The following is a 24,304-nucleotide window of genomic DNA, read 5'->3' on the forward strand; positions in this document are numbered from 1 at the left end:
TAAATGATAAAACATTTACTGTTTTTATTAGTAGTGTTTAAAATTTGCACCCTACAATCTCAGGCCACTTCTACTATTATAGGAGTTGTTGAAGAGATGACCAATGGGGAAAAAATTACGAATGCCGAAGTAATGGTTGAGGGGAGTGACTTTTCAATTGACACCAATGATATGGGAGAATTTAGTATTACTACTTCGAAGAAAGGGCAATTTATTTTAAATATTACTGCACAAGATTATGTTACTAAACGAATACCTATTTTTCTTGATGGTGTCGATTTGGACTTAGGAACAATACATTTAGAGCGTGATATAACTTTTGAGAAAACTATTAATCTGGTAAACATTACTGATGATGAGTTGCTTGATGATGAAGTTAACTCTAATGCATTGGCATTGCTTCAATCTACTAAGGATATTTTTCTTAATAGGGCAGCTTTTGATTTCGGGCAAGCATTTTTTAGGGTAAGAGGATATGATTCACAATATGGAGAGGTACATCTAAACGGTATATCCATGAACAAAATGTATGACGGCAGACCTCAATGGAATAATTGGGGCGGATTAAATGATGTAATTAGAAATCAACAATACGCTAATGGTTTAAGTGCTTCAGATTTCACTTTTGGTGGTATTCTAGGAAATACAAATATAGATTTACGGCCATCAGGGTTACGATCTGGCACTAGGCTATCATCATCTGTATCGAACAGAACATATGGTGGTAGGCTTATGGCAACTTATAATTCTGGAGTTAAAAAGGAAAAATATGCTTATATACTTTCGGCTTCTAGAAGATGGGCTAAGGAAGGTTATATAGCTGGAACTCTATATGATTCATATTCTGTATACGGCTCTTTTGAATATCTACTAAATGAACAAAACACGTTATCTGCAACTGCTATTGTAGCTTCGAATAGAAGAGGTCGTTCTTCAGCAATCACGGAAGAAGTGTATCAAATTCAAGGAAATAAGTACAATCCGTATTGGGGTTTTCAGAACAACAAAATTCGAAATTCTAGAGAGCGAAATATAAATGAGCCACTATTTTTATTGAATTATAATCATGAATCTAATAGATTGGTAATAAATGTAGGTTTAGCTTACCAAACCGGTATTTACAAAAGAAGTAGGTTGGGTTATTTTAATGCTCCAAATCCTGATCCTACCTACTATAGATATTTGCCAAGTTTTTATTTAAATAGTCCAATTGGGGCAAATTTTGAAAGTGCAGTTTTAGCTGAAGAAGGTTTTATTCAAAATCCGCAAATGAATTGGAATAATATATTTAAGGCTAATACCAGTTTAGGCCAAGAAGGTGAAGCCGCTTATGTTTTGTATGATGATACGACAAAAGACAATCAGCTTACGGCTAGGGTAAATAGTAACATAGATATTAATAGCCATTTAAGAGTTGATTTTGGAATAACCTACAAACATTTAATGTCTAAAAATTATGCTCTAATCGACGATTTGATAGGCGCTGAATTTCATCGAGATATCGACACATTTTCTGAAACGCTTAACGATATCGATGGAGATGTCAATAAAAAGAAAGGTGACATTTTTAATTATAAATATGATTTTGAAGGGAATATGACAGACATGTATACCCAACTAAATTTAAACTATAATAAAATAAATGCATTTATTTCTGGTAAATACGGTTATGTAAATTATCAAAGAAATGGATTGTTTATGAATGAACGCTTTTTAGACAATTCATACGGTGAAAGTGAACGAATACGATTTTCGAATTGGTCATTTAAATCAGGAATCACATATAATATAACGGGAAGACACTGGGTTACTGCTAATGCAGCATATATTAATAGGGCTCCGGCACTTCAAAATGTTTTTATAAATCCTAGGGAAAATAATGCTATTGTGCCTAATCTGCAAAGTGAAAAGATTACAAGTGTAGATACTAATTATTTTTTGAGAATGCCAAAACTTACAGGAAGGCTAACAGGTTTTTATACCCGATTTCAAGATGTTACTGATGTAAATTTCTTTTTCGTTGATTCTGGTATAGGTTCAGATTTTGTGCAAGAGGTATTGACCGATTTAGATAAATTGCATTTAGGTATTGAACTAGGCTTAGAATATCAATTATCGAGCGCTGTAAAATTATCATTGGTTACTTCGGTTGCAAAGTATCTTTATGCTAGCGACCCTTTCGTAACAATTAACTTTGATACTGCAGGGGCGACCGAAGATTTAATTGATGTTTCTGGTTCAAAGTTTTTAGGTCAATCTGCTATTAAAGGATATAAATTGGCTCAAGGGCCGCAAAAAGCAATTGCTGTAGGTATTGAATATAGGGATCCAAAATATTGGTGGGTAAGCATGACCGCGAATTACTTAGCCAATAATTATGCAAACATTTCTACAATAACCAGAACCAAAAGTTTTTTAATAAATCCAGAAACGGGACAAAGATTTCCAGATGCTACTGATGAAAATGTTCAAAAGCTTTTAAAACAAAATCGGTTAGATAATTTCTATTTATTAAATCTAGTTGGAGGTAAGTCTTGGTTAAAGAAGGGGAAATATTTTAGTGTCTTTGCAAGTGTCAACAATGTCTTTGATACAGCCTTTAGAACTGGTGGGTATGAACAAAGCAGAAATGGCAATTATGGACAATTGAAGCAAGATAATTTTAGCGGTAACCCATCCTTTGCTCCAAAATATTGGTACGGATTTGGTAGGACCTATTTTTTAAATATGGCATTTAGTTTCTAAATATGATGTGATCAAGATGATTTTTAAAAGCAATAATTTATTTAATATCAATTTTTTATGCATTCTGCTATTGACTAGTGCATGTGTAAAAAATAAGGACTTTGAAGAGCCTGAATTAGTTTGTTCTGATGAGGATTTTAGTGTCGTAAGTGTTTCAGAGCTTAAAAGATTGTATAATGGCCAAACTGTTCAGATACAAGAAGATTGGGTTATAAAAGGGTATGTTGTTTCTTCTGATAAATCTGGTAATTTTTTCAATATACTTCATTTTCAAGACGCATCGAGAGGTGCTACCGAAGGTTTGCAGATAGAATTGGAATTAAGAGATTCGCATTTATTTTTTGATATTGGCCAGTCTGTTTTTATAAAATTAAAAGGCCTGTATATAGGTCAAACAAACGGTTTGTTTAAAATAGGAGGTGTATTTACTTCTTTCGGAAATCGTAGTGTAGGTAGGTTGCCTAACAGTGTAGTTTTTAATCATATTTTATTGTCCTGTGATCCAATTGAGAAAATATCACCAAGGTCGGTTTCTATTTTGGAGTTAAATGAAAGTATGGTCAATACATTGGTGCGTATAGATAATGTTGAGCTAAAAGGAGATGAAATAGGTCAAAGTTTTTCAGTTGAAAAAGAAGAGACGCAAAGAACTTTAGTTGATTGTGATGATAATGAGTTAAAACTAATGAATAGTGGCTATTCTGATTTTCAAGCTCAAATTATTCCAGATAAAATGGGTGCGGCAACCGGTGTGTTAACGATGGATAAAAATGAGTTTCAATTAATCATTAGAACTGTAGATGATTTAGATTTTAAACTAGAACGCTGTGAAGAGTTGATAGATGAGTTTACATCGACCTCTATTCTTATCTCTGAAATTGCTGATCCTGATAATAATTCCGGTGCTAGGTTTTTAGAATTATATAATTCTTCTAATGAATCTATATCGTTAAAAGGATGGAACTTAGTTCGATATACGAATGCAAGTCTTGAGGTTAGCTCAACAGTCGATTTATCTGACTATAGCATTGACGGAAACGGACTAATAGTAATATCACCAAATGCTTTAGAATTTGAAAATGTATTTGGATTTTTACCAACAATTGCGGCGGGTACAAATTCACCTGCAGATTCTAATGGCGATGATAATATTGCTTTAATAGACCCTTTCGGTACTGTAATAGATATGTTTGGTGTTATTGGGGAAGATGGTAGTAATACAAACCATGAATTTGAAGATGGGAAAGCAGAAAGAATAATAGGGGTGATGTCAGGAAACACGGTTTTCACAGAAAGTGAATGGATTATATATAATGACACGGGTAATAATGGTACTGTAAATCTACCACAAAATGCACCTCTAGATTTTACACCTGGGGTAAGATAGGACTACTCCGATTCTTGTGAATCAATTATTTTTTTTATAGCTTTTTCAGTTAAGGGCTTAACGATGTAATCTTTTACCAAACTGTAATTTTTTGATTTTTCCATGAGCTCTGGGCTTATGAAAGAACTGGTAATATAAATTTGAACATGTGCTATTTTATCTTCAGGCAGTTTTTGAAACTCCTCAAGAAAAGACCATCCATCTCTTCGGGGCATATTTAAATCAAGAAAAATTATACAAGGTAATGGTATGTTTTCAACTACAAGGCCAATTAAACCATCTAGCGCTTCTTGACCACCTGTATAATATAGGATGTTGTCAGAAAAGTCATATTCTTTTAAAATTCTTTTACTGCTAATAGAAAAAAACTCGTCATCATCAATGATACAACAGCTATGAAATTTGCTCATTTGTGATAAATTTTTAATTAAATCTTATTTTGATTTAGGTTTGTAAATTGGGCAAATAATATAGGGCGAAGATAGGGAAATAGTAAGGTGTGGAGTGAATTAATAGTATTATTTGCAATGGCTTTTTTTAACTAAAATAAGATGATTCTATTTAATTATGGGGTGTGACACATACATTAATAGATGCTAGATTGCAACAATAGCGAAATAAGTTATTTTGTTTTCGAGCCAAAAATTTTACCTAGGTCATCTGGGGTAATAGGTTTTAATATGTAACTATCAACTTTGTTATATTGCTTTACACGCTCTAAATCTCTAGGGTCAACTGAAGAACTAATAATATATATGTTGGTCTTTTTTGATATATCATAGCTGCAATTTTCATATTCCTCTAAAAATTCCCATCCGTTCATAATGGGCATATTCAAATCTAAAAATATCACATCAGGTAAAGTTCCTTTTTCCTTAATAATTTCTTTAAGTCCGTCAACTGCTTCTTGGCCGTTATTATAAACTATGATATTTTCAGCAAACTCAACTTCTTTCATGATTTTTTTGGTACCATATATATAGGATCGTCATCTATTATACAGCAGACTGGTACATTCTTCTTCATAATAAATTTGTTTTTAGCTTTTTTTTAATTCTATGAAAATAGTGGTGCCTTGGTCTACAGCACTTTCTATTTTAATGCTTCCACCCATAGCTTCTATTTGATTTTTTGTGATGAATAAACCGATACCTTTAGCATCTTTATGTTTATGAAATGTTTTATACATACCGAATATTTTATCGCCATGCCTATTTAAATCGATTCCTTGCCCATTATCTTTAAAGGTTATTAGTACAGTTTCCTTTTGAATCTTCGATTTTATTTCAATAACTGGGATACGGTCTGGCGAACTATATTTTATTGCATTTGTAAGAATATTTAAAAATATACTTTCTAAGTAGGAAGGTATGGCATTTACGAAATGGGATTTTTCAATATTAATTTTTACAATTGCATCTTGCTCCTCTAATAAGCCACCAATACTTTTTTTAATATGTTCAATAGTATTTAATACACTTGAACTTTGAAGATTTTCTAAAGTTCCTGTTTTTACCTGAACAACATCATTTAAATGAAGAATGGTTTCAGATAGGCTTTCGGCAGCATCTGAAATCATTCGATTAATATTTTTCAGTTCTTCTTCGTCTTCTTCTTGTAACAAAAATTTTGCAAGCATTGTCATGTTTGTTGAATGCGAACGTAGATTATGTGAAACGATATGGGCGAAGTTCATAAGACTCTCATTTTGATTTTTTGTTACTTCCACTAACGTTTCAAGTTTCTTTTCACCTTCAATTCTTTCGGTAATATCTAATACTTGTGATACAAAATGTGAAATATCACCATTAATTTCTCTAACAACTGTTACGGTTAATATAGCATAGACCAATTGACTGTTTTTATGAATATATCTTTTCTCTAATTGGTAACTTTCTCTTTTGCCTTCGATTACCTCGCTTAGAAGCTTTAAATCGGCATTAATATCTTCTGGATGGGTTATATCTTGAAAGGTTAACTTAAAAAATTCTTTTTCCGTATATCCCAAACTTTTGCATAAGCTGCTATTAACTTTTATCCAATTACCTTTCAATGACACCAAAGCCATGCCAATTGCAGCGTTATTGAAAGTTTCAGTAAATGAATCTTTACTTTTTTCTAATTGGAGTTCGGTACTTCTTAATTCGGTAATATCCCAATTAGTTCCTATTAGTTTTACGGTTTTTCCTTTACTATCTTTAATCGTTTTAGCAAAAGCCTTTAAATGTTTTATTTCCCCGTTTGGCCACATGACACGAAACTCTGTGTCAAATTCTTTTTCTCCTGAAATGGCTTGTTGGATTTCCAAACTCCCTCTTTCCATATCATATGGGTGAACACCAGCCTGCCATGCTTCGTACACTCCAGTAAATTCGTTTTCTTGAATACCGTAGAGAAGATACATATTGTCATCCCATATCAGTTGATTATTTTCAATATCATATTCCCATATACCTATTTGGGCGGTTTGTGTGGCGATTTTTAGGCGTTCAGAGATTTCTTCATGTGCCAACTCCAATTTTTTCCGCACATCAATATCTTGGAATGTTCCTATTATTCGAATTACCTTATTGTCGAGCATTTCTACCTCACCTATGGCCCTAACCCAAACTTCATTCCCTTTAGCTGTGATAATTACTAATTCGATATCCCAAGGTGTGCCTTCTTCTATCGCTGAACCGACTAATTTCGTAATCTTTTCTCTATGAATTCCTTCTTTATAGAAATTGATACCTTGTGCTAAATCGGGCTCAAAATCTTCATCTACTTCATGAATTTCCCTCGTTGTTTTGGTCCAATAAACCGTATTGGTCTGAAGGTTAACCTCCCATCCACCAGTTCGAGCGACAGATCCTGTTTTATTGTGTAGTTCTATTTCCTTTTGATGGGTAGTTATATCTTCTAAGAAAATCACTAATCCACCGAAAACATTTTCATCAATTTTCAATGGCAAAACTTTCCATTTTAACCATTGTACTCGGCCAGAAGATGATATAAACTTTTGCCCATCATTGATATTTTCTTTGCCTTTCAACGCTAATTCGACAGCAGTTATAAAAACTTTTGGCATTTCTGGGATAGCATCGAAGAGATGCTTTCCTTCTATATCGACTTTGTTGTCTGTAAAATCGCTCAACCACTGGTTAGAGTAACTAATAAAGTTTAACTTAGTATCCACTATAGCGATGGATGTGGGGGTCTCTTTTAGGAGAAAGTCAACAATTAATGTATTCAATAGGATGCTGTTTAAAATTTAAAGGTGCATATTCCTCATGAAGTAGGAAAAATAGTTAGTATGTAAGAAAATACTTTAACTAAAATTTCTATAGGAATTCTAACAAATGTATGAGGTTTAAAAATAATTACAACTATGAACGAATTCTTTTTTAAAGCGATTAGAGAAGGTAATTTAAACGAGGTTAAACCTATGTTGGAAAAGAACCCGGTACTTATTAATAGTAAAGATGCTCGAGGGTCTACACCATTGATTTTAGCTACTTATTATGATGAAATGGAGATAGCGACTTTGCTGTTGGATAATGGAGCTAAAATTGATGCAGTAGATGCCTCTGGAAATACGGCATTAATGGGTGTTTGTTTTAAAGGGTTTACCGATATAGCTAAACTTTTAATTGAGAAGAAAGCTAAATTAAATGAGCGTAATGCAATGGGTGCAACATGTCTTATCTATGCCGCGCAATTTAATCGTTTTGAGATAGCCAAATTATTAATAGCCAATGGCGCAGATAAAACTATTAAAGACAATAGAGGTAATACAGCCTTAGATCATGCCAAAACCCAAGGTTTAAATGCTTTTATTGATTTGCTTGAATAAGAACTATAATGAAAAATGAGAATAATACGCTAAGAATAGCCCTCGTTCAATCTATTTTACATTGGGAAAAACCGATTACCAATAGAGCGATGTTCGGTAAAAAAATTGAACAAATTGATGAGGATATTGATGTTATTGTTTTGCCAGAAATGTTTACTACTGGTTTTACGATGTCACCGCAAAATATTGCCAATGAAGAAGGTTCTAAAACCTTAAGTTGGATGAAAGAGATAGCTGCTAGAAAAAAAAGCGCAATTATTGGTAGTATAGTTTATAATGAAAAGCAGACTTATTTTAATCGACTTTTTTTTGTAAAACCTGACGGCGAAACCTTTACATACGATAAGAGACATACGTTTACATTGGCAGGGGAACATAAAAAATACCAGTCTGGTAAACAAAGATTAGTGGTAACGTATAAGGGATTTAATTTTTGTCCATTGATATGTTATGATCTTCGATTTCCTGTTTGGAGTAGAAATACCGAGAATATTGACATTTTACTTTATTCAGCTAATTGGCCAGCTCCTAGAATAAATGCTTGGGATGTTCTTTTGAAAGCACGAGCCATTGAGAATATGGTATTTTGTATTGGAGTAAATAGAATAGGTGAGGATAATGAAGGGCACATATATCCTGGCCATACAAGTATGTATTCTCCTCTTGGTAATGAAATGGCACTCTCCAAAAAAGAAGAAATTTTAATCGTTGAGGTAACCAAAAATGAGATTGAAAAACTGCGTATTAAACTTCCTTTTTTAGAAGACCGAGACCAGTTTAATCTATTAGATTAAAGGTTTCAATTTTTTCCCAATTGGCACGCATCTCTATTAGAATAGGGTAATAACTCACTTTTTCAGGCTGTATTTTCTTTAAAAAATTACCAGTATCCCATTTTTGATTTCCATTTGAATCAAATATGACTCTAGCCATATACTTGCCAGGGTTTATATTATTGAACGTGTAGGTCTGCTGTTGGGAGGCATAAATTTCCCTTTGTAAGTCACCCTTTTCATTGGTAAGTTGAACAATGATAGGGTATTTGATGTTATTGCCATTTAGTTCTAAGCTAAGATTACCATAATCTGCAATGCTTTTTGTTCTTAGATTATATGCTAAGGTATCATTGGTGTTTTCGAAAAAATCGGTAATCGCCCCTGGTAAAAGCTCAATTTTATAGCTTTGATTAGGCAGAATTTTAAAATCGAAATTTAATTGATTTTCGAGAGTGTCTAGCTTTAAATTATTGGTTACAATTAGCGTGTCTTTGTCGGTAAGTTTAATTTTGGTAGTATCAAAACTAACCAATGGCGTGTTAGATAAAATATTAATTGGTTTATCAAATTCAATATTACCCTGCTGGCTTAATGATATTTTCAATGAATCTAAAGCAACTTTTCGGCTTTTTACATTAAAAGTGTCAGAAATCTTTAAATTTTCATTGGTGATAGCGAAAAGGATAGAATCCATTTTATAAGGGGTAAACCAGAAATTTAAGGTGTCCTTTTCCCTTTCTTTAGTGATTATGGATCTTACGGTATCGGGTAATTTAGTTATAGTTTCAATGGCTATTGCTGAGCCATCGCCATAATATCCAAAACTAATTTTATTACTTGCTTCCATGCTAGGAACAGCAACGCCATAGTCAGGTATTTCTTTAAAAAGATTTAATAAATAAATAGAATCTGTTGGTAAATTTATTGTGTCTTTTACAAAGCCAATTTTATCGGTCTTCTGATCAAATATATTATTACCGGCAATATCTTTAAGGGCGAACAAGGCATATTTACCTTCTTTTAAATTTTTAAGCTTGAATATTACCGCACTGTCAAGTGTATTGGTTATATAGTTTGGTGGTTTTTGATAAAGAGTAGAATCGGTGTAGCTCGAGTCTATTTTATAAAGCATTACACTTACAAATTCATCAGCTTTTTTATTAAATGCATCGGTTATAACTCCTGTTAGTTCTAAAGAATCTATATAATTACCAGTTGAAAACACGTAGGTGAAGAATGAAAGCGGATTTTCTTCATTGTTGTCCACAATACCCTGACCAAAATTTAAAGTGTAAGTAGTATTAGCGGCTAAAGTATCCTTAATTGTAATTTCAACATATTTATTGGCGTTGCCCTGTGGGGAAAGAACCGGTGTATATTTTAAAGGTGGAGATACAATAAGTTGCTTTTGAATATCCTTTAATTTCACCAATTCATTAAAATAAAGCCTAATTTTTTGGTCCTTAAAATTAATGGACATGTTGGGTGGTTCTGCCCGTACTAATTCTGGTGGTGCTATATCTTTTGGACCACCAGTAGGGGTACCTCTTTGAGCACATTGGTATGATACCAATGCGATGATAAAAACAAATATAAATCCAAGAATCTTTCTACTCATAAGTGCGATTATCAATCACAAAGAAACAACATATTTTATAGAAAACTATGTGTTTGGTACAACGGCCATACTCGAAATATAGATAGTGATATCTTCAATGTCTTTGAAGGTATTTGCACAAATCTCCATTGTAGCTCCTGTGGTAATTACATCATCAACTAATAATATGCTTTTATTTTTAAGTATTTGCTTATTATTTATCTCATACAGAGAACGGTTATCATACCATCTGTTTAGTCTGTTCTTTTTGGTCTGAGTTTTCGTATTAGCTGTTTTTATAAGTATATCATCGGCATAACTGGCGCCAATGTGTAATGCAAGTTGTTTAGCAAAAAGTGCCACTTGGTTATAGCCGCGTTGCCTCAATTTTTTTCTATGTAAAGGAACAGGAATTACAAAATCGATGGTTTTTAAATGGCCTTGTTCCTTTAAAATTTGTCCATGAAAGTCACCCAAAAATTGCCCAATACTTTCTTGATTCTTATATTTTAAGAAATGAATCAGGTTTTTTACTATTCCAATTTCGGTAAAGAATAAGAATGAATTTGCCTTTTTAATGTTAATTCGACCATAAAAAATACGGTCAACGGCATTTTCTTCGTTAAAGTTATACTCGGTAAGAGGTAATTGATGTCGACAAGATGTGCATAGAAAGACCTCTCCTCTATATAATCGAGCATTACATCCAAAACATGATATGGGCAACAGTATGTTGGAAACATCCTTTAGTATATTTGAAATTCTGTTTTGTGTCAAATCTTACAGATTAAATTAACCTACAGCCCACGTATTAAATGGACCGTCAAGATAACAAATTCAATTATAAAATAATACTCGCAGCATTTGTAGCGGTTATTATAGCACTTTTGATTGCATTCTACTACAGTTACGCTCAATCAAACGCTCAAATAAGTTTTTTAGAAGACGAAAAAGCGATTTTGATAAAGGACCTTACCATTATGAAAGCTGATGTAGATCGTTTGGCTGCTAAAAGCGAAATGAATGAAATTGAACTTCAAGATTCCAAATATAGGGTTCAAGAGCTTTTAGATTCAGTAGGAAGATTGAATTTTACTGTTCAGAAACTGCGAGAATTTAAAACTGAACTTCGCAGATTAGAATCTAAGAATGATAGTTTAATATTGAAAAATAATTTTCTTCGATATAATAATATGCTTCTTACCGATAAATACGATGAGTCGCGTAAGCAAATAGAGCAATTAAGGGCTAACTCAAATTCTTTGGCCGAGGCGGAAGCTTTACAAAGAAGAAAAATCCTTGAGTTGAACCAAAAATTAAAAACGAAGAGCTACTTAAAGATGGACAATGCAGAAGGTAGTGGTTTTAGACTTATTAGAAACACAAAGCCTACGAAGACCAACAAGGCTTCTATCATTGAAAAATTAAGAGGCTGTGTCACTATTTTGGCCGATAAAAGCGAGGTAAATAATGAGAAAATTATATATCTACAGTTTTTAGACCCTAACAAACAAATTATAGAGGATAATGCAAATACAATTACCGTAAACGGAAATGTTTATAGTAAAAGGGTGGAGTTCGTTTTCACAGGTTTGGATACCTATGTATGCGAGTCTATTACCATACCAGGAGGCTCATTAATGGAAGGTAGCTACACCTTAAATGTCTTTGAGGACGAACGATTGATTACTTCTTCAGAATTTCAATTGAAATAATTATTCTTTTTTTGGGCTAATATTCTATTTTTGTCGCATGGCAAAGCAAGAAGATGATTTTAAGCGTGTAATATCTCACGCAAAGGAATATGGTTACGTATTTCAATCAAGTGAAATTTACGATGGTTTAAGTGCTGTGTATGACTATGGTCAGAATGGTGTTGAGCTAAAAAAGAATATTCGCGAATATTGGTGGAAAGCCATGGTGCAGCTCAATGACAATATTGTTGGGTTAGATGCAGCGATTTTCATGCATCCAACTACATGGCAAGCCTCGGGTCATATTGATGCATTCAATGATCCATTAATAGACAATAAGGATTCCAAAAAAAGATATAGAGCAGATGTTTTGGTAGAAGATTACGTAGCCAAAATAGATGCTAAAATTGAAAAAGAGGTTAGTAAAGCTCAAAAACGTTTTGGTGATGCTTTTGACAAGAAGACTTTTTTGGAAACGAATCAACGAGTAGTTGAATATCAAGAACAAGGGAAAACCATATTAACAAGATTAGGCAAATCTTTGCAGAAAGAAGATTTGGCAGATGTAAAAGCACTAATTGAAGAATTGGATATTGCTTGCCCAATGTCGGGTTCTAAAAATTGGACAGACGTTAAGCAATTCAACTTAATGTTTGGTACGAAATTGGGTGCGAATGCAGAAAGTGCGATGGACTTATTTCTTAGGCCAGAAACTGCCCAGGGTATTTTCGTTAACTTTTTAAATGTTCAAAAATCTGGTCGCATGAAGATTCCTTTCGGTATCGCACAGACCGGTAAGGCTTTTAGGAATGAAATTGTAGCTAGACAATTTATTTTTAGAATGCGTGAATTTGAACAAATGGAAATGCAATTCTTTATACAGCCTGGAACACAAAAGGAATGGTATGAAATCTGGAAAGAGAAGCGTATGAAATGGCATTTATCTTTAGGTTTGGGACAAGATAATTATCGTTTTCATGATCATGAAAAATTGGCGCATTATGCTGACGCAGCTGCAGATATAGAATTTCGTTTTCCTTTTGGATTTAAAGAATTGGAAGGAATACATTCCCGTACCGATTTTGACTTAAGTAGTCACGAGAAATTTTCAGGTAAAAAATTACAATACTTCGATCATGAAGTAAATAGAAATTATGTGCCATACGTACTTGAAACTTCAATAGGTTTGGATAGAATGTTTTTGGCGGTATTCTCAAATTCTCTAAAAGAGGAGGAATTAGAGAATAATACGACCAGAACCGTTCTTAAGTTACCAGCCGTTTTAGCGCCAGTTAAAGCAGCCATTTTACCATTACTTAAGAAAGATGGTTTGCCAGAGGTAGCGCAGAGCATCGTAGATGATCTTAAATGGGATTTTAACGTAGCGTACGATGAAAAGGATGCCGTGGGTAGACGTTATAGGAGACAAGATGCCAATGGCACACCATTTTGTATAACTGTAGATCATCAAACATTAGAGGATCAAACAGTAACCATTAGACATAGAGATTCTATGGAACAAGAGCGTGTAGCAATTTCAGCGTTAAACGGCATTATACATGCTGCAGCAGACATGAAGACTTGGTTGAAAAAAATGGAATAAGCTAAAGAGTATAGCTTAGTTTTAAACTTCCATAATAATTTATATTGTTCCCAGGGTAGAAATACCTTGGGGCATTTCCACCAAAGCCACTTGCATTTATTAGTACGGATTGTGCGTACTTAGTATCTGTTAGATTATTAATACCAAAATCTAAACCGAATAATAGTTTTTCAAGAACCTGTTTCTTATACCCTAATTTTACATTGAGTAAATTAAAAGATTTACTATAAAGGGTATTACCATCTGTTAATGGAATCTCATCTATAAATTGATGAGTAACGTGACTATAAATGCCATTACCGAATGTAGTCTGTAGCCCTGTGTTTAATTTATGTTTAGGAACACCTGTCAATGAATTACCACTATAATCTTCATTTACTTCCTCATCAATAAATTCAACAAAAGAATGATTGTTGAATGTATAGCTTACGAATGGGGTAAGTATAATTTTATTTGAAATATTGAATTTATAATTCCAATCTAAATCAATTCCTTGATGCTTTGTTTTACCGGCATTTCGCCCAATATACTGGTCATCACCAACCCTTTTAGCAACAAGTAGATTGTTTATTGGCATTAAATAGAAAGCGATATCTAGTTTCATTCTATCATCTTTGCTTTTATGTTCAATACCGAGTTCATAATTTGTTCCAGTTTCTTGATCTATATCAGGGTTTATAATTCCATCGGGAGTTAAGGTTTCTTCTAAACTAGGGTTTGAAAAACCTCGACTAATATTCGCATACAATTGATTTGTTGCCGAAATTGAATAGTTAACATCTATACTAGGTAAGAAAAGTGTTTTGAAATCTCTATTTGCACTGGTATTCGTATTTCCTGAATTAAACAAGTCTCTAAAGTTATACTGTGTTTTATTGACATTTAAACCCAACTGCGCTGTCAGTTTGGTAGTAAAGGCATATGAGATGGTAGCGAAACTATTTACTTGACTTCGAAATTCTTTATTTTTAGATAACCTTTCTCCTGCTAAACTACCCTTCTCATTGTTTTCTTCATAAAGATTTTGAAAGGTTCCCCATGCATATTCATCTTTATATAATTCACCACCGATAGTATAGGAAAGTAAGTTTTTAGAAACATCTAAATTTCCTGAAAATAAGGTGCGTAGACCATATCCATTAGTGTATTCATCTAAAATATTAAATGGACGAGGTTCATAATGGTCTAAATAGGTGTAGAATAAACTAGTAGTATTTTTTAGTTTAGAACTAGCTTTATAGGTGTGTGATAGCCCAATAAGGCTATAGTTGTTGTCTTCGTAACCTTTTGATGCTTTCCATGTGAATGCTGCTTGTGTCGGGTCTTCATCAAAATCTGCCTGACTAATAGAACTGGCTATTTGGGCTGAGTAGTCAATATGGTTTACTAAAAGGCCTAACTCACTTTTTTTGGATAGTTTAAAAATTGAGTTTAAAAGAAATCCGTCGCGTTCAAATCTATTGTTTTCGCGGTATCCATCAATTTCCATATGTCCGTATTGCAAAGTCATATAAAAATTATCTTGCGAATGTGTAAATCCTAAGCTATTTTTAAATAAGCCATAAGATCCATAAGTAGTGCTATTCGTAAGTTTTGTAGGTTGATTGCTGAGCTGTTTGGTGTTTAAAATGATAGCGCCTCCTATATTTGTGCCGAAACCAGTTCCCTTGGGGCCTTTAATTACTTCCACTGAGGTTAAGTTTTCTAAATCATAAGCTTCAATAGTAGAAAAACCGGTTCCATTTGTTACCGGTATGTTATTGTAATAAAGCCTTAGTTTGTCGGTGCCGAATGCAGTTCTTGATCCTACTCCTCTAATGGTAATTCTATTGGTGTTCAAAGCTCCAGATAATGCATACACTCCAGAGATTTGATTAATTGAGCTTATAAAATCAACAGGGCTGTAGTTTTTAAAAACGCTTGCTCCAATTATTTGTGATGGAATAATACCAATGGCATTTTTTGCTGTAAGTGTATCAATTAAAATAACTTCATCTAAAAGGGTGACACTATCTTTTTCAGATTTAGTTTGCGCACCTACACTGAAAGAGAAAACTAATAAAAGAATGACTAAAATAGAATTTTTCATAGGGAATTAAAATCCCAAAAATACCGATTAAAATCGGAAACCTATAGAAAGACCGGCCCTGAACATAAAGTCTTTTTGAAAATCTTCAGGATTAATATTCCTTCCTAGACCACCATTTATCTCAAGTATAAAACGCTGACTTCTAGTTGTCCATTTTGAATCCGCACCTAGACCAATAGCTGTTGTTGAGTAATCATAATTTCTGCTACCCAATTCTTGTGAAATTTCATTGTTCTCACCAGTAAAGTATAGCCCAAATACCTCGGCAAAGAAACCACTACGAGACTCAAAGCCGAAATAAGCTCTACAATTAGGTCCAATTCCAAAGTTTCCATTATAATCTGTTGCGTCTCCGTTAACATATAGTGTTCCACCTATACTGGTATGTTCATTGATATAATACTAATAACCGAATTCTAATGAAGTTTTTACCAGAAATTGACCAATGTTCAACTTTACCTCATGACTATTTTTATCATTATAATAGGACTGTGTAAATGAAGAAGTAGTTATAAATACTAAAAGAACGGAAAATATGAACGTGTTCATGTAATGTTATTTTGTAATAATAATTGGGGTGAAAAATAATTTAAAGCCGTGAAATAATGATTTTAATGGAAAGTATACACTTTTAATCTGCAAGTCTTTTCTATTTTTAACCTAAAAATAAAGGATGAAAATCATTTCCTACAATGTAAATGGAATTAGGGCAGCGCTTAGAAAAGGATTTTTAGATTGGTTGGGTGCCGTTTCACCCGACGTGGTTTGTTTACAAGAAATAAAAGCCAATGAGGAACAATTGGATCTTTCTTTGTTCGAAGAAGCTGGGTACAAGTATAATTATTGGTTTAGTGCTCAGAAGAAAGGATATAGTGGGGTTGCAATTCTTTCTAAATCAAAACCCGATACTATAGTTTTTGGTACTGGTATTGAATATATGGATTTTGAGGGTAGAAATATTAGGGCAGATTTTGGCGATATATCGATTATGAGCATGTATTTGCCTTCTGGTACTAATATTCAACGTCTAGACCATAAACTTATGTATATGTCAGATTTACAAGAGTATATAAATGAATTGCGCAAAACCAATCCGAACCTAGTAATTCTTGGTGATTATAATATTTGTCATGAGGAAATAGATATTCATAACCCGGTTGGTTTAAAAAATGTATCAGGATTTTTACCTGTAGAGCGTGAATGGATTGGTAATTTTATCGATAGTGGTTTTATAGATAGTTTTAGGGAATTTAATTCTGAGCCAGATAATTATACATGGTGGAGTTATAGGGCAAATGCTAGAAATAATAATAAAGGGTGGCGTTTAGATTATGGTATGGTATCGAAATCCTTAAAAAATCGATTAACTCGTTCGGTAATTTTATCTGGTGCAAAGCATAGTGACCATTGCCCTATTTTGATAGAGATAGATAGTTAGGCTTATGAGTCACTTTTGACCTTAATATATTTAGTAATTTTGCGTTTTATTTATGCAAAAAAAATTAAAGATTCATGATTTATACCAATTTACCACATACCGATATTGAAGTAAGTAAAATATGTTTGGGAACAATGACCTGGGGAAATCAGAATACAGAAGCCGAAGGTCATGAGCAAATCAATTTTGCAGTGGATAAGGGTATAAATTTTCTAGATACGGCAGAATTATATCCAATACCTGCTCATAAAGATAGATACGCTGTTACAGAGAAGATAATCGGTAGTTGGATAAAGAAGAATGGAAATAGGGAGGATATTGTTATTGCATCGAAAATAGCGGGCAAAGCAGAGATGACTAAATTCATACGTACAACTGGTTTTACACGTGAATCTATTATTGAGGCAGTTGAGGGTAGTTTAGAAAGATTGCAAACTGATTATATTGATTTGTACCAATTGCATTGGCCTGATCGTAGTACCAATTACTTCGGACAAAGAGGTTTTAAACATGATTTAACAGATTATTGGGAAGATAACATTCATCAGGTTTTAGAGACGCTACGAGATTTAATACGAGAGGGTAAAATTAGACATGTGGGTGTGTCGAATGAAACCCCTTGGGGGATGATGCGTTTTTTAGAGGAAAGTAAAGTTCATAGTACTTTACCAAGAACGATAACAGTTCAAAATCCATACAGTCTTTTGAATAGATTATTTGAAGTTGGTATGGCAGAAATATCAGCTAGGGAGCAAGTTGGCTTGTTGGCTTATTCTCCATTAGGCTTCGGTGCTTTAAGTGGTAAATATTTGGGTAATCGTATGCCAGAGGGTTCGCGTTTAGCTCTTTTTCCTAATTATATTAGGTACAATAGTACTACTGCCGTAGAGGCAACAAAAAAGTATTATGAACTCGCACAGGCGAATGGTCTTACCTTGGCACAAATGTCATTGGCCTTTGTGAATTCAAGATCTTTTGTGACAAGCACGATTATTGGAGCGACCACAATGCGTCAATTAGAAGAAAATATTGGGAGTATAGATGTTAACTTATCTGATGATATTCTAAAAGAAATTGAGGTAATTCAGAATTTAATACCTAACCCTGCACCGTAATATGGTAAGTCTTGTTTTTTTAAAGGTTGGTTTTTGGCAAATAGTAGTTATACTGGCCGTAGTAATAGTTATTATGGTATTTGCAAGGATAATGCGTGATAAGCGTTAATTAAATACTAAATAGATTGCGGGCAACTTCTTCAATTTTAGAGGCCAATAGAATTTTTATCTTTGTTGATTTGAGACCAATCTTATTGTTTTTGGATACTATAATTGTAGTGTAGCCTAATTTTTCTGCTTCTAAAATACGTTGCTCTATTCGTTGAACAGGTCTAATTTCGCCAGCTAGGCCAACCTCTGCGGCAAAACAGGTGCCTTTGTCTATCGGTATGTCTTCATTGCTAGACAGTATTGCAGCTACAACAGCTAGATCAATAGCAGGGTCATCAACAGATATCCCGCCGGTAATATTTAAGAATACATCTTTTGCACCTAATTTAAAACCTGCACGTTTTTCTAAAACAGCCAATAGCATGTTCAAACGTTTGGCATTATAACCGGTAGTGGATCGTTGAGGTGTGCCGTATACTGCAGTACTAACCAGTGCTTGAATCTCAATGAGTAGTGGGCGCATACCCTCAACGGTAGAGGCAATTGCCGTACCACTTAATCCATCATCATTTTTTGAAATCAGTACTTCAGACGGGTTATTAACTTCTCTTAAGCCACTTCCTTGCATTTCATATATACCAAGTTCTGCGGTAGAGCCAAATCTATTTTTTAAAGATCTAAGAATGCGATACACATAATTACGGTCACCTTCAAACTGTAAAACTGTATCGACCATGTGTTCCAAAATTTTAGGTCCTGCTATAGAGCCATCTTTGGTAATATGGCCAATGAGAATTACGGGTGTATTTGTTTCTTTGGCAAATTTAATAAGTTCAGCGGTGCACTCGCGTATTTGTGAAATACTACCTGCAGCAGATTCGATATAATCTGAATGTAGGGTTTGAATTGAATCTATAACTACAATGTCTGGCTCTGTGGCTTCAATCTGTTTAAAGATATTTTGAGTCTTTGTTTCCGTTAGGATAAGGCAGGTTTCACTATTCGGATAAATTCTATCGGCCCGCATTTTAATCTGTTTCTGACTTTCCTCTCCAGAAACGTATAAAGTTTTATAGGGCAATTTTAAGGCGATTTGAAGTAAAAGGGTGCTTTTCCCCACTCCAGGTTCTCCGCCTAATAACACTAAAGCGCCAGGAACTAGTCCACCACCTAAAACCCTATTGAACTCAAGGTCAAAGGTATTTAAGCGAATCTCTTTTTCAATGCTAATTTCATTGACAAAAAGAGGTTTAGATACTCTTTTTGAGGTTTGTGAGGGTAATTTCCAATTTACCTTTTCCTCCTTTTGTACTACTTCTTCTACAACAGTGTTCCATTGTTTACAGGCAGAGCATTGTCCAACCCATTTAGCATACTGTGTTCCGCAATTTTGACAAAAAAATGCAGTTTTTGTTTTGGCCATCTTTAGCTTTTACTGAAAGAGCTAAAGGTAGCAAGAAGTTTGAAATGAGCGGATATCGCTTAGAAATTAAGCGTTAATAATCTTGTGACTTTTCTTTTTTATGAGCGCTAAATGCTAAGAAAAAGGATGCCCAAGCCATGAATAGGGCAATACCACTGTAGGGAATAATAAAATCTCCTTTCAATCCAAAATAGGTAAAAAGTACTCCGGAAAACACGAAATACATTGCGTTAATTTTTATCATAACAAGTAGGTTAGGCTAATTTGGGAACTAGCTGTTTAAATAAATTAAAATCCGAAATCGGCTTTTAATACGTCCATTTTTTCAAGGGCCATTTCTTTAGTTAAAAAATCTATTTCTTTCATTTGAAAAGCTTTTTCAAATGTTTTAAGTGCTTTTTTAGGTTCTCCTAATTGCTCATAATATTCGGCTTCAAAATAAAAGCCGAGCATAGTTTCAGGATATTCTTTTTTACAAAGATCAGAAAGTGGTTTTAATGACTCAAAATCTTCTTTCTTTCTTGACGCTGCGTATATTGCCATGATGTCATTAAGTTCTACGGGTTTGCTAAAACCAAATATATCAGCAATGCCTTGGTATTTGCTTTCTAAATAATTGAAAACCGGTTCTTCGCTAGTAAGTATCTGTGTTTTGTATTCTTTAGGGCTAATTGGCTTGAACATGCCAAAAATATTATCAAATGCTTTGCCTATGCCATAAGTGGCTACTGAAATATGGTCGGCATTTTTATATTCATCAAAATAGTAATGTAACGATTCTTTTTCCAAAGCTTTAATACCTTGGTTCATAGCTGCTATTCGTTGAGTATCCTTGTTTTGTTCACCTTCTACTATGACCTGATAGAATATTTGATTTTCAAAAGTATTAAGTCTCATTGGCACTCTAGTTTCCATTTCTGGAGCGAGAGTAGGCGAAATACTTATATATGCATCAAAAATAGGGTTATCCTTAAATAACCAGTAATTCATGAAGTTAGCTGTGATGTCGTAACCAACAATCATTTTGAAAGGAGCAGTGCTATAGTTTAAGTCTAAATATGGAATAAGTTCCATGCCTATGAACTCATAAAAGTTTTTGCCTTTTTCAGAAGGCAAACCGCTTTCAGCATCAAATGCACAATCTTCAAATCTTAAATCATTCTTGCTTTGATCTATACCAATGACGATGCTTTGAGGCATGCCATGAAAACGACTATAGAATTTTGAGGAGGCAACAACTTGTTCAAAAAGATATTCTCCATCAAGAACTATAATAAGAGGATATTTTTTGTCCTCATGCATATTCTCAGGAAAATAGTAATGTACGTCCCGTCTTTGTTGAAGTTTAAAAGACTCAAAAATTTCTTGGGTTGTTTGGGAATAAGATATTACGCCAAATAAAAGTGCGAATATTAGGGCTACAAAACGCATATACGGTAATTGTAAATAGTACGGATACTATTTGATTCTGTTCAATAACGGTAATAAAATAAAAGATATTGCACCAAAAACAACTATCATTAATGTTTGGGCAATCCAAATTATCCATCCGAAGGCATCACCAGAGATAGTGCTTATGCCAAAAATAGATAAAGCACTACTTACGGCGATTGGGTAAAGACCTATGCCTCCATTCGTGGTTGCCATAGCGAAAGCCCCAGCTACAAAGGCTACGAGTAATTGACTAAGGGTAAGAGAAATAGTTTCGGGGACCGTAAATTTTATAATCCATAGCATGCCTATGTAGCATCCCCAAATAAACAAAGTATGAAAAATAAAAAGCCACTTATGCTTCATTTTAAAAATACTGAAAACACCGTCAAGTAAACCCTTTACAAAAGTTTTGATTTTCTGTGCAAATGCATTTTTTGATTTTTTAATCAATACGGCGAATAAAATGAATAATATAATTCCTGCACCAGCAAGTATGAGAAGGCCATTTAAATTAAAGCCTCGCTGTTGAAGCATGTCCATTATTACATCTGTCTGTAATAGAAATGTTATTAGAACAATTGAAAGTAGCATTATGACATCTATGACCCTTTCGGTAACTATAGTGCCAAATCCTTTTTCAAAAGGTACATTTTCATAAGTGGTGAGTGCTGTAGCTCTCAAAACCTCACCTGTTCTTGGTATGCCAAGATTTGCAAAATAGGAGGTTAATATAATTAAGATATTATTGGAAATACGAGGTTTATAACCTAAAGGTTCTAAGAGGTAGTTCCATCGAATTGCCCTGGAAATATGACCTAAAATACCTAAAAGAACAGAAAGTAAAACGTAAAGAGGATCTGCTTCTTTAATATAAAAGATTATTTCTTTTCTATTTTCTGGTGTGGTAGAATTATAAGAATACCAAACTAAAAAAACTCCCAATAGCATTGGGAGTATGATCTTAAGATTTTTTTTTAGCGTATTCGTCAAGATTAAGTCAATAAATTATTTTCTTCATTTGGAAAAACCAATGACGGATTAAATTTTTTTGCTTCTTCAATATCCATCCAAGTATACGAAATTAAAATAAGTACATCACCTACAGATACCTTTCTCGCTGCAGCTCCGTTTAAAGTGATTTCGCCACTTTTTCTTGGTCCAGGAATGATATAAGTTTCAAGGCGCTCTCCGTTATTATTGTTTACAATTTGTACTTTTTCACCACGGATAAAATTTGCTGCATCCATAAGATCTTCATCAATAGTGATGCTTCCTACGTAATTAAGATCTGCGCCAGTAACCTTTACTCGATGTATTTTTGATTTTACTACTTCTACTTGCATAATGCAAAATTAATTAATTGAGGGCAATGTTATCTATAAGTCTTACACCTTCTACATAAACAGCTATAAAGGCCCTATATTTTATATTGATATTTTTGTTCGTTGCTGGGGTCAAAGTTTCAACATCGGTAATTTCAAAATATTCTAGCTTAAAATCCGAGCTGTTCTTAAATTGCTTGGCTACCCAATCTTTAACATTTAGTACACTTTCCATGCCAAATTTATGTTTGGCGGTTTTCAAGGTTTCGTATATGAATGCAGCATTTTGTCGTATTGTTGAGCTCAACCTTTCATTTCTGGAGCTCATGGCTAAGCCGTTATTTTCACGTACAATCTCGCAGCCAATAATCTCAACAGGTATTTTCTGTATTTCTACAAGCTTTTGGATAATACATAATTGTTGAAAATCTTTTTCGCCGAAATATGCTCTATTCGGCTTTACAAGATTAAAAAGAACTTCAACAATTGTACCAACTCCGTTGAAGTGATTATCTCTAAATTCACCTTCCATAACTTTGTCAAGACCAGCAAAATCATAAATTTTGGTTTTCACATGGTTTTTGTAGATTTCATTAATAGAAGGAGCGAAAACGATTATTTCATTTGAAATAGTGGAAATTAAATTAACATCGTTTTCTAAAGTTTTTGGATATTTTTCAAGATCCTCGTTATTGTTGAACTGGGTTGGGTTAACGAAAATACTAACAACTACTTTTTTATTTTCTGACAAGGCCATTTCTAAAAGGGATATGTGTCCTTGATGTAGCGCTCCCATAGTAGGTACTAGGCCAATATCTGATGAATCATCGATTTTATTTAATTCGCTCCTAAGTTCATTTATGGTTTTAACTACCAGCATTGAAAAGTTCATTAGCGAGCAAACTTACTATAATTACTTCTAATCTCTATATTTTTTGTAATTTTGCAGTTACGTTCCAGTGAAAAATAAAATATAACCTTTATGAATGGTAAAAAGATATTGTTTGTATCTTCTGAATTAGTTCCTTACTTACCCGAAAACGAAGTTTCTTTAATGTCTTATGAAGCGCCTAGAATGGTCAACAGCAATGGTGGTCAAATTAGGATTTTTATGCCGAGATATGGGAACATTAATGAAAGAAGGCATCAATTGCATGAGGTAATTCGGCTTTCTGGAATGAATTTGGTGATTAATGATATGGACATGCCATTGATCATTAAGGTAGCATCTATTCCAAAAGAAAGAATACAAGTTTACTTTATAGATAATGAAGAGTATTTTAAGCGTAAAGCAACATTTACTGATAAGCAAGGAAATCTTTTCCCAGACAATGATCAACGTGCAATTTTCTTTGCAAAAGGTGTTATGGAAACTGTGAAAAAATTGAATTGGTCACCTGATATTATTCATGTACATGGATGGATGGCTAGCTTGTTGCCATTGTATTTGAAAAAATATTATGCTGATGAGCCACTTTTTGCCGATAGTAAAATTGTTTTGTCTGTTTATGGTAAAAGCTTCGAAGGTTCTCTAGATAAGGATATGATTAAAAAAATAGCTTTTGATGGTATACCGGATGAGGCAATTGCATCTATTGCAGAACCAACCTATAATAATTTGTTAAAGGTAGCTGTAGATTATTCTGATGCTATTATTTTAGCATCGGAAGACATTCCTGAAGAATTAGAAAACCATATTTCCAACCAAGAAAAACCAGTGTTGCCATATGTACCCGTTCAAGAATTTGAAGAGGCTTATGCTAATTTTTATAACACAGAAGTTTTAAAATAATCT

23 protein-coding genes are annotated in these 24,304 nt (G+C 33.6%); 9 read left to right on the top strand and 14 right to left on the bottom strand.

The annotated features are described in order from the left end of the window. Positions 1–3: 3 nt before the first annotated feature. Positions 4–2,745, top strand: coding sequence for a TonB-dependent receptor (locus tag AACZ49_RS00690; protein ID WP_339650556.1), 2,742 nt, complete (start codon positions 4–6; stop codon positions 2,743–2,745). A 16-nt stretch (positions 2,746–2,761) separates the two neighbouring features. Beyond that, positions 2,762–4,132, top strand: a complete 1,371-nt coding sequence (locus tag AACZ49_RS00695; RefSeq protein ID WP_339650558.1) for a DUF5689 domain-containing protein — start codon at positions 2,762–2,764, stop codon at positions 4,130–4,132. Between the two features lie 2 nt (positions 4,133–4,134). Here AACZ49_RS00695 and AACZ49_RS00700 read toward each other — a convergent pair whose 3' ends face one another. The 3 genes from AACZ49_RS00700 to AACZ49_RS00710 form a co-directional block, all read right to left on the bottom strand. Continuing rightward, positions 4,135–4,542 (bottom strand): response regulator, encoded by a 408-nt coding sequence (locus AACZ49_RS00700; RefSeq protein WP_339650561.1) that lies wholly within the window; start codon positions 4,540–4,542, stop codon positions 4,135–4,137. Positions 4,543–4,754: 212 nt separating this feature from the next. Beyond that, entirely contained in the window at positions 4,755–5,090 is a 336-nt protein-coding gene (locus AACZ49_RS00705) for a response regulator (protein WP_339650564.1), read from the bottom strand. A gap of 81 nt (positions 5,091–5,171) precedes the next feature. Continuing rightward, positions 5,172–7,367, bottom strand: a complete 2,196-nt coding sequence (locus tag AACZ49_RS00710) for a PAS domain-containing protein (protein ID WP_339650566.1) — start codon at positions 7,365–7,367, stop codon at positions 5,172–5,174. Between the two features lie 135 nt (positions 7,368–7,502). Between AACZ49_RS00710 and AACZ49_RS00715 the strand changes: the two genes are divergently transcribed. Both AACZ49_RS00715 and AACZ49_RS00720 read left to right on the top strand, forming a co-directional pair. After that, positions 7,503–7,967 (top strand): ankyrin repeat domain-containing protein, encoded by a 465-nt coding sequence (locus tag AACZ49_RS00715; protein WP_339650568.1) that lies wholly within the window; start codon positions 7,503–7,505, stop codon positions 7,965–7,967. Between the two features lie 8 nt (positions 7,968–7,975). Beyond that, entirely contained in the window at positions 7,976–8,761 is a 786-nt protein-coding gene (locus AACZ49_RS00720; protein ID WP_339650570.1) for a nitrilase family protein, read from the top strand. Here the strand turns inward: AACZ49_RS00720 and AACZ49_RS00725 are convergent. Next, complete coding sequence (locus AACZ49_RS00725) at positions 8,745–10,361, bottom strand: Ig-like domain-containing protein (RefSeq protein ID WP_339650572.1); 1,617 nt, start codon at positions 10,359–10,361, stop codon at positions 8,745–8,747. The genes AACZ49_RS00720 and AACZ49_RS00725 overlap by 17 nt on opposite strands. Before the next feature lie 45 nt (positions 10,362–10,406). Then, the gene (locus tag AACZ49_RS00730; protein WP_339650574.1) at positions 10,407–11,117 is read right to left on the bottom strand and encodes a phosphoribosyltransferase family protein; all 711 of its coding nucleotides are present in this window, start codon (positions 11,115–11,117) and stop codon (positions 10,407–10,409) included. Between the two features lie 38 nt (positions 11,118–11,155). Between AACZ49_RS00730 and AACZ49_RS00735 the strand changes: the two genes are divergently transcribed. Next, a complete protein-coding gene (locus AACZ49_RS00735) occupies positions 11,156–12,055 on the top strand; it encodes a hypothetical protein (RefSeq protein ID WP_339650577.1) in 900 nt (299 codons plus the stop codon). 37 nt (positions 12,056–12,092) lie between these two features. Continuing rightward, positions 12,093–13,637, top strand: coding sequence for a glycine--tRNA ligase (locus AACZ49_RS00740; protein ID WP_339650579.1), 1,545 nt, complete (start codon positions 12,093–12,095; stop codon positions 13,635–13,637). Position 13,638: 1 nt separating this feature from the next. Here AACZ49_RS00740 and AACZ49_RS00745 read toward each other — a convergent pair whose 3' ends face one another. The 3 genes from AACZ49_RS00745 to AACZ49_RS00755 form a co-directional block, all read right to left on the bottom strand. Further along, on the bottom strand, positions 13,639–15,726 hold the full coding sequence (locus AACZ49_RS00745; protein ID WP_339650581.1) for a TonB-dependent receptor: 2,088 nt from the start codon (positions 15,724–15,726) through the stop codon (positions 13,639–13,641). Positions 15,727–15,753: 27 nt separating this feature from the next. Then, positions 15,754–15,939: a hypothetical protein gene (locus AACZ49_RS00750; RefSeq protein ID WP_339650583.1), complete on the bottom strand. Its 186-nt coding sequence runs from the start codon at positions 15,937–15,939 to the stop codon at positions 15,754–15,756. A gap of 189 nt (positions 15,940–16,128) precedes the next feature. Then, complete coding sequence (locus AACZ49_RS00755) at positions 16,129–16,275, bottom strand: hypothetical protein (RefSeq protein ID WP_339650585.1); 147 nt, start codon at positions 16,273–16,275, stop codon at positions 16,129–16,131. Between the two features lie 124 nt (positions 16,276–16,399). On the opposite strand from AACZ49_RS00755, the gene AACZ49_RS00760 reads away from it, so the two are divergent. Together AACZ49_RS00760 and AACZ49_RS00765 are read left to right on the top strand one after the other, a co-directional pair. Next, a complete protein-coding gene (locus AACZ49_RS00760) occupies positions 16,400–17,164 on the top strand; it encodes an exodeoxyribonuclease III (RefSeq protein ID WP_339650587.1) in 765 nt (254 codons plus the stop codon). A gap of 74 nt (positions 17,165–17,238) precedes the next feature. After that, a complete protein-coding gene (locus AACZ49_RS00765) occupies positions 17,239–18,279 on the top strand; it encodes an aldo/keto reductase (protein ID WP_339650589.1) in 1,041 nt (346 codons plus the stop codon). 109 nt (positions 18,280–18,388) lie between these two features. Here the strand turns inward: AACZ49_RS00765 and radA are convergent, their stop codons facing one another. From radA to panC, 6 genes are all read right to left on the bottom strand, one after another. Continuing rightward, positions 18,389–19,753 carry a DNA repair protein RadA gene (gene radA / locus AACZ49_RS00770; RefSeq protein ID WP_339650591.1) on the bottom strand — a complete coding sequence of 455 codons (1,365 nt, stop codon included), beginning with the start codon at positions 19,751–19,753 and terminating at the stop codon, positions 18,389–18,391. Positions 19,754–19,826: 73 nt separating this feature from the next. Continuing rightward, on the bottom strand, positions 19,827–19,997 hold the full coding sequence (locus AACZ49_RS00775) for a hypothetical protein (protein WP_339650593.1): 171 nt from the start codon (positions 19,995–19,997) through the stop codon (positions 19,827–19,829). A 44-nt stretch (positions 19,998–20,041) separates the two neighbouring features. Beyond that, complete coding sequence (locus AACZ49_RS00780; protein ID WP_339650594.1) at positions 20,042–21,184, bottom strand: alpha/beta hydrolase-fold protein; 1,143 nt, start codon at positions 21,182–21,184, stop codon at positions 20,042–20,044. A 27-nt stretch (positions 21,185–21,211) separates the two neighbouring features. Continuing rightward, positions 21,212–22,177 carry a lysylphosphatidylglycerol synthase transmembrane domain-containing protein gene (locus AACZ49_RS00785; protein WP_339650595.1) on the bottom strand — a complete coding sequence of 322 codons (966 nt, stop codon included), beginning with the start codon at positions 22,175–22,177 and terminating at the stop codon, positions 21,212–21,214. A 2-nt stretch (positions 22,178–22,179) separates the two neighbouring features. After that, positions 22,180–22,530 (bottom strand): aspartate 1-decarboxylase, encoded by a 351-nt coding sequence (panD, locus tag AACZ49_RS00790; protein ID WP_079511283.1) that lies wholly within the window; start codon positions 22,528–22,530, stop codon positions 22,180–22,182. A gap of 13 nt (positions 22,531–22,543) precedes the next feature. After that, entirely contained in the window at positions 22,544–23,389 is an 846-nt protein-coding gene (gene panC, locus AACZ49_RS00795; protein WP_339650599.1) for a pantoate--beta-alanine ligase, read from the bottom strand. 102 nt (positions 23,390–23,491) lie between these two features. On the opposite strand from panC, the gene AACZ49_RS00800 reads away from it, so the two are divergent. Continuing rightward, complete coding sequence (locus AACZ49_RS00800) at positions 23,492–24,301, top strand: glycogen/starch synthase (RefSeq protein WP_339650600.1); 810 nt, start codon at positions 23,492–23,494, stop codon at positions 24,299–24,301. Positions 24,302–24,304 lie beyond the last annotated feature (3 nt).

This window comes from uncultured Maribacter sp. (assembly GCF_963975365.1).
GTDB lineage: Bacteria > Bacteroidota > Bacteroidia > Flavobacteriales > Flavobacteriaceae > Maribacter.

What these genes read in the sequence shown, in the direction of transcription:
- AACZ49_RS00765 (WP_339650589.1), top strand. Translation starts at nt 17,239, where the DNA reads ATGATTTATACCAATTTACCACATACCGATATTGAAGTAAGTAAAATA.
- AACZ49_RS00775 (WP_339650593.1), bottom strand. Translation starts at nt 19,997, where the DNA reads ATGATAAAAATTAACGCAATGTATTTCGTGTTTTCCGGAGTACTTTTT.
- AACZ49_RS00690 (WP_339650556.1), top strand. Translation starts at nt 4, where the DNA reads ATGATAAAACATTTACTGTTTTTATTAGTAGTGTTTAAAATTTGCACC.
- radA (WP_339650591.1), bottom strand. Translation starts at nt 19,753, where the DNA reads ATGGCCAAAACAAAAACTGCATTTTTTTGTCAAAATTGCGGAACACAG.
- AACZ49_RS00745 (WP_339650581.1), bottom strand. Translation starts at nt 15,726, where the DNA reads ATGAAAAATTCTATTTTAGTCATTCTTTTATTAGTTTTCTCTTTCAGT.
- AACZ49_RS00725 (WP_339650572.1), bottom strand. Translation starts at nt 10,361, where the DNA reads ATGAGTAGAAAGATTCTTGGATTTATATTTGTTTTTATCATCGCATTG.
- AACZ49_RS00705 (WP_339650564.1), bottom strand. Translation starts at nt 5,090, where the DNA reads ATGAAAGAAGTTGAGTTTGCTGAAAATATCATAGTTTATAATAACGGC.
- AACZ49_RS00740 (WP_339650579.1), top strand. Translation starts at nt 12,093, where the DNA reads ATGGCAAAGCAAGAAGATGATTTTAAGCGTGTAATATCTCACGCAAAG.
- AACZ49_RS00800 (WP_339650600.1), top strand. Translation starts at nt 23,492, where the DNA reads ATGAATGGTAAAAAGATATTGTTTGTATCTTCTGAATTAGTTCCTTAC.
- AACZ49_RS00735 (WP_339650577.1), top strand. Translation starts at nt 11,156, where the DNA reads ATGGACCGTCAAGATAACAAATTCAATTATAAAATAATACTCGCAGCA.
- AACZ49_RS00715 (WP_339650568.1), top strand. Translation starts at nt 7,503, where the DNA reads ATGAACGAATTCTTTTTTAAAGCGATTAGAGAAGGTAATTTAAACGAG.
- panC (WP_339650599.1), bottom strand. Translation starts at nt 23,389, where the DNA reads ATGCTGGTAGTTAAAACCATAAATGAACTTAGGAGCGAATTAAATAAA.
- AACZ49_RS00695 (WP_339650558.1), top strand. Translation starts at nt 2,762, where the DNA reads ATGATTTTTAAAAGCAATAATTTATTTAATATCAATTTTTTATGCATT.
- AACZ49_RS00755 (WP_339650585.1), bottom strand. Translation starts at nt 16,275, where the DNA reads ATGAACACGTTCATATTTTCCGTTCTTTTAGTATTTATAACTACTTCT.
- AACZ49_RS00700 (WP_339650561.1), bottom strand. Translation starts at nt 4,542, where the DNA reads ATGAGCAAATTTCATAGCTGTTGTATCATTGATGATGACGAGTTTTTT.
- AACZ49_RS00760 (WP_339650587.1), top strand. Translation starts at nt 16,400, where the DNA reads ATGAAAATCATTTCCTACAATGTAAATGGAATTAGGGCAGCGCTTAGA.
- panD (WP_079511283.1), bottom strand. Translation starts at nt 22,530, where the DNA reads ATGCAAGTAGAAGTAGTAAAATCAAAAATACATCGAGTAAAGGTTACT.
- AACZ49_RS00780 (WP_339650594.1), bottom strand. Translation starts at nt 21,184, where the DNA reads ATGCGTTTTGTAGCCCTAATATTCGCACTTTTATTTGGCGTAATATCT.
- AACZ49_RS00720 (WP_339650570.1), top strand. Translation starts at nt 7,976, where the DNA reads ATGAAAAATGAGAATAATACGCTAAGAATAGCCCTCGTTCAATCTATT.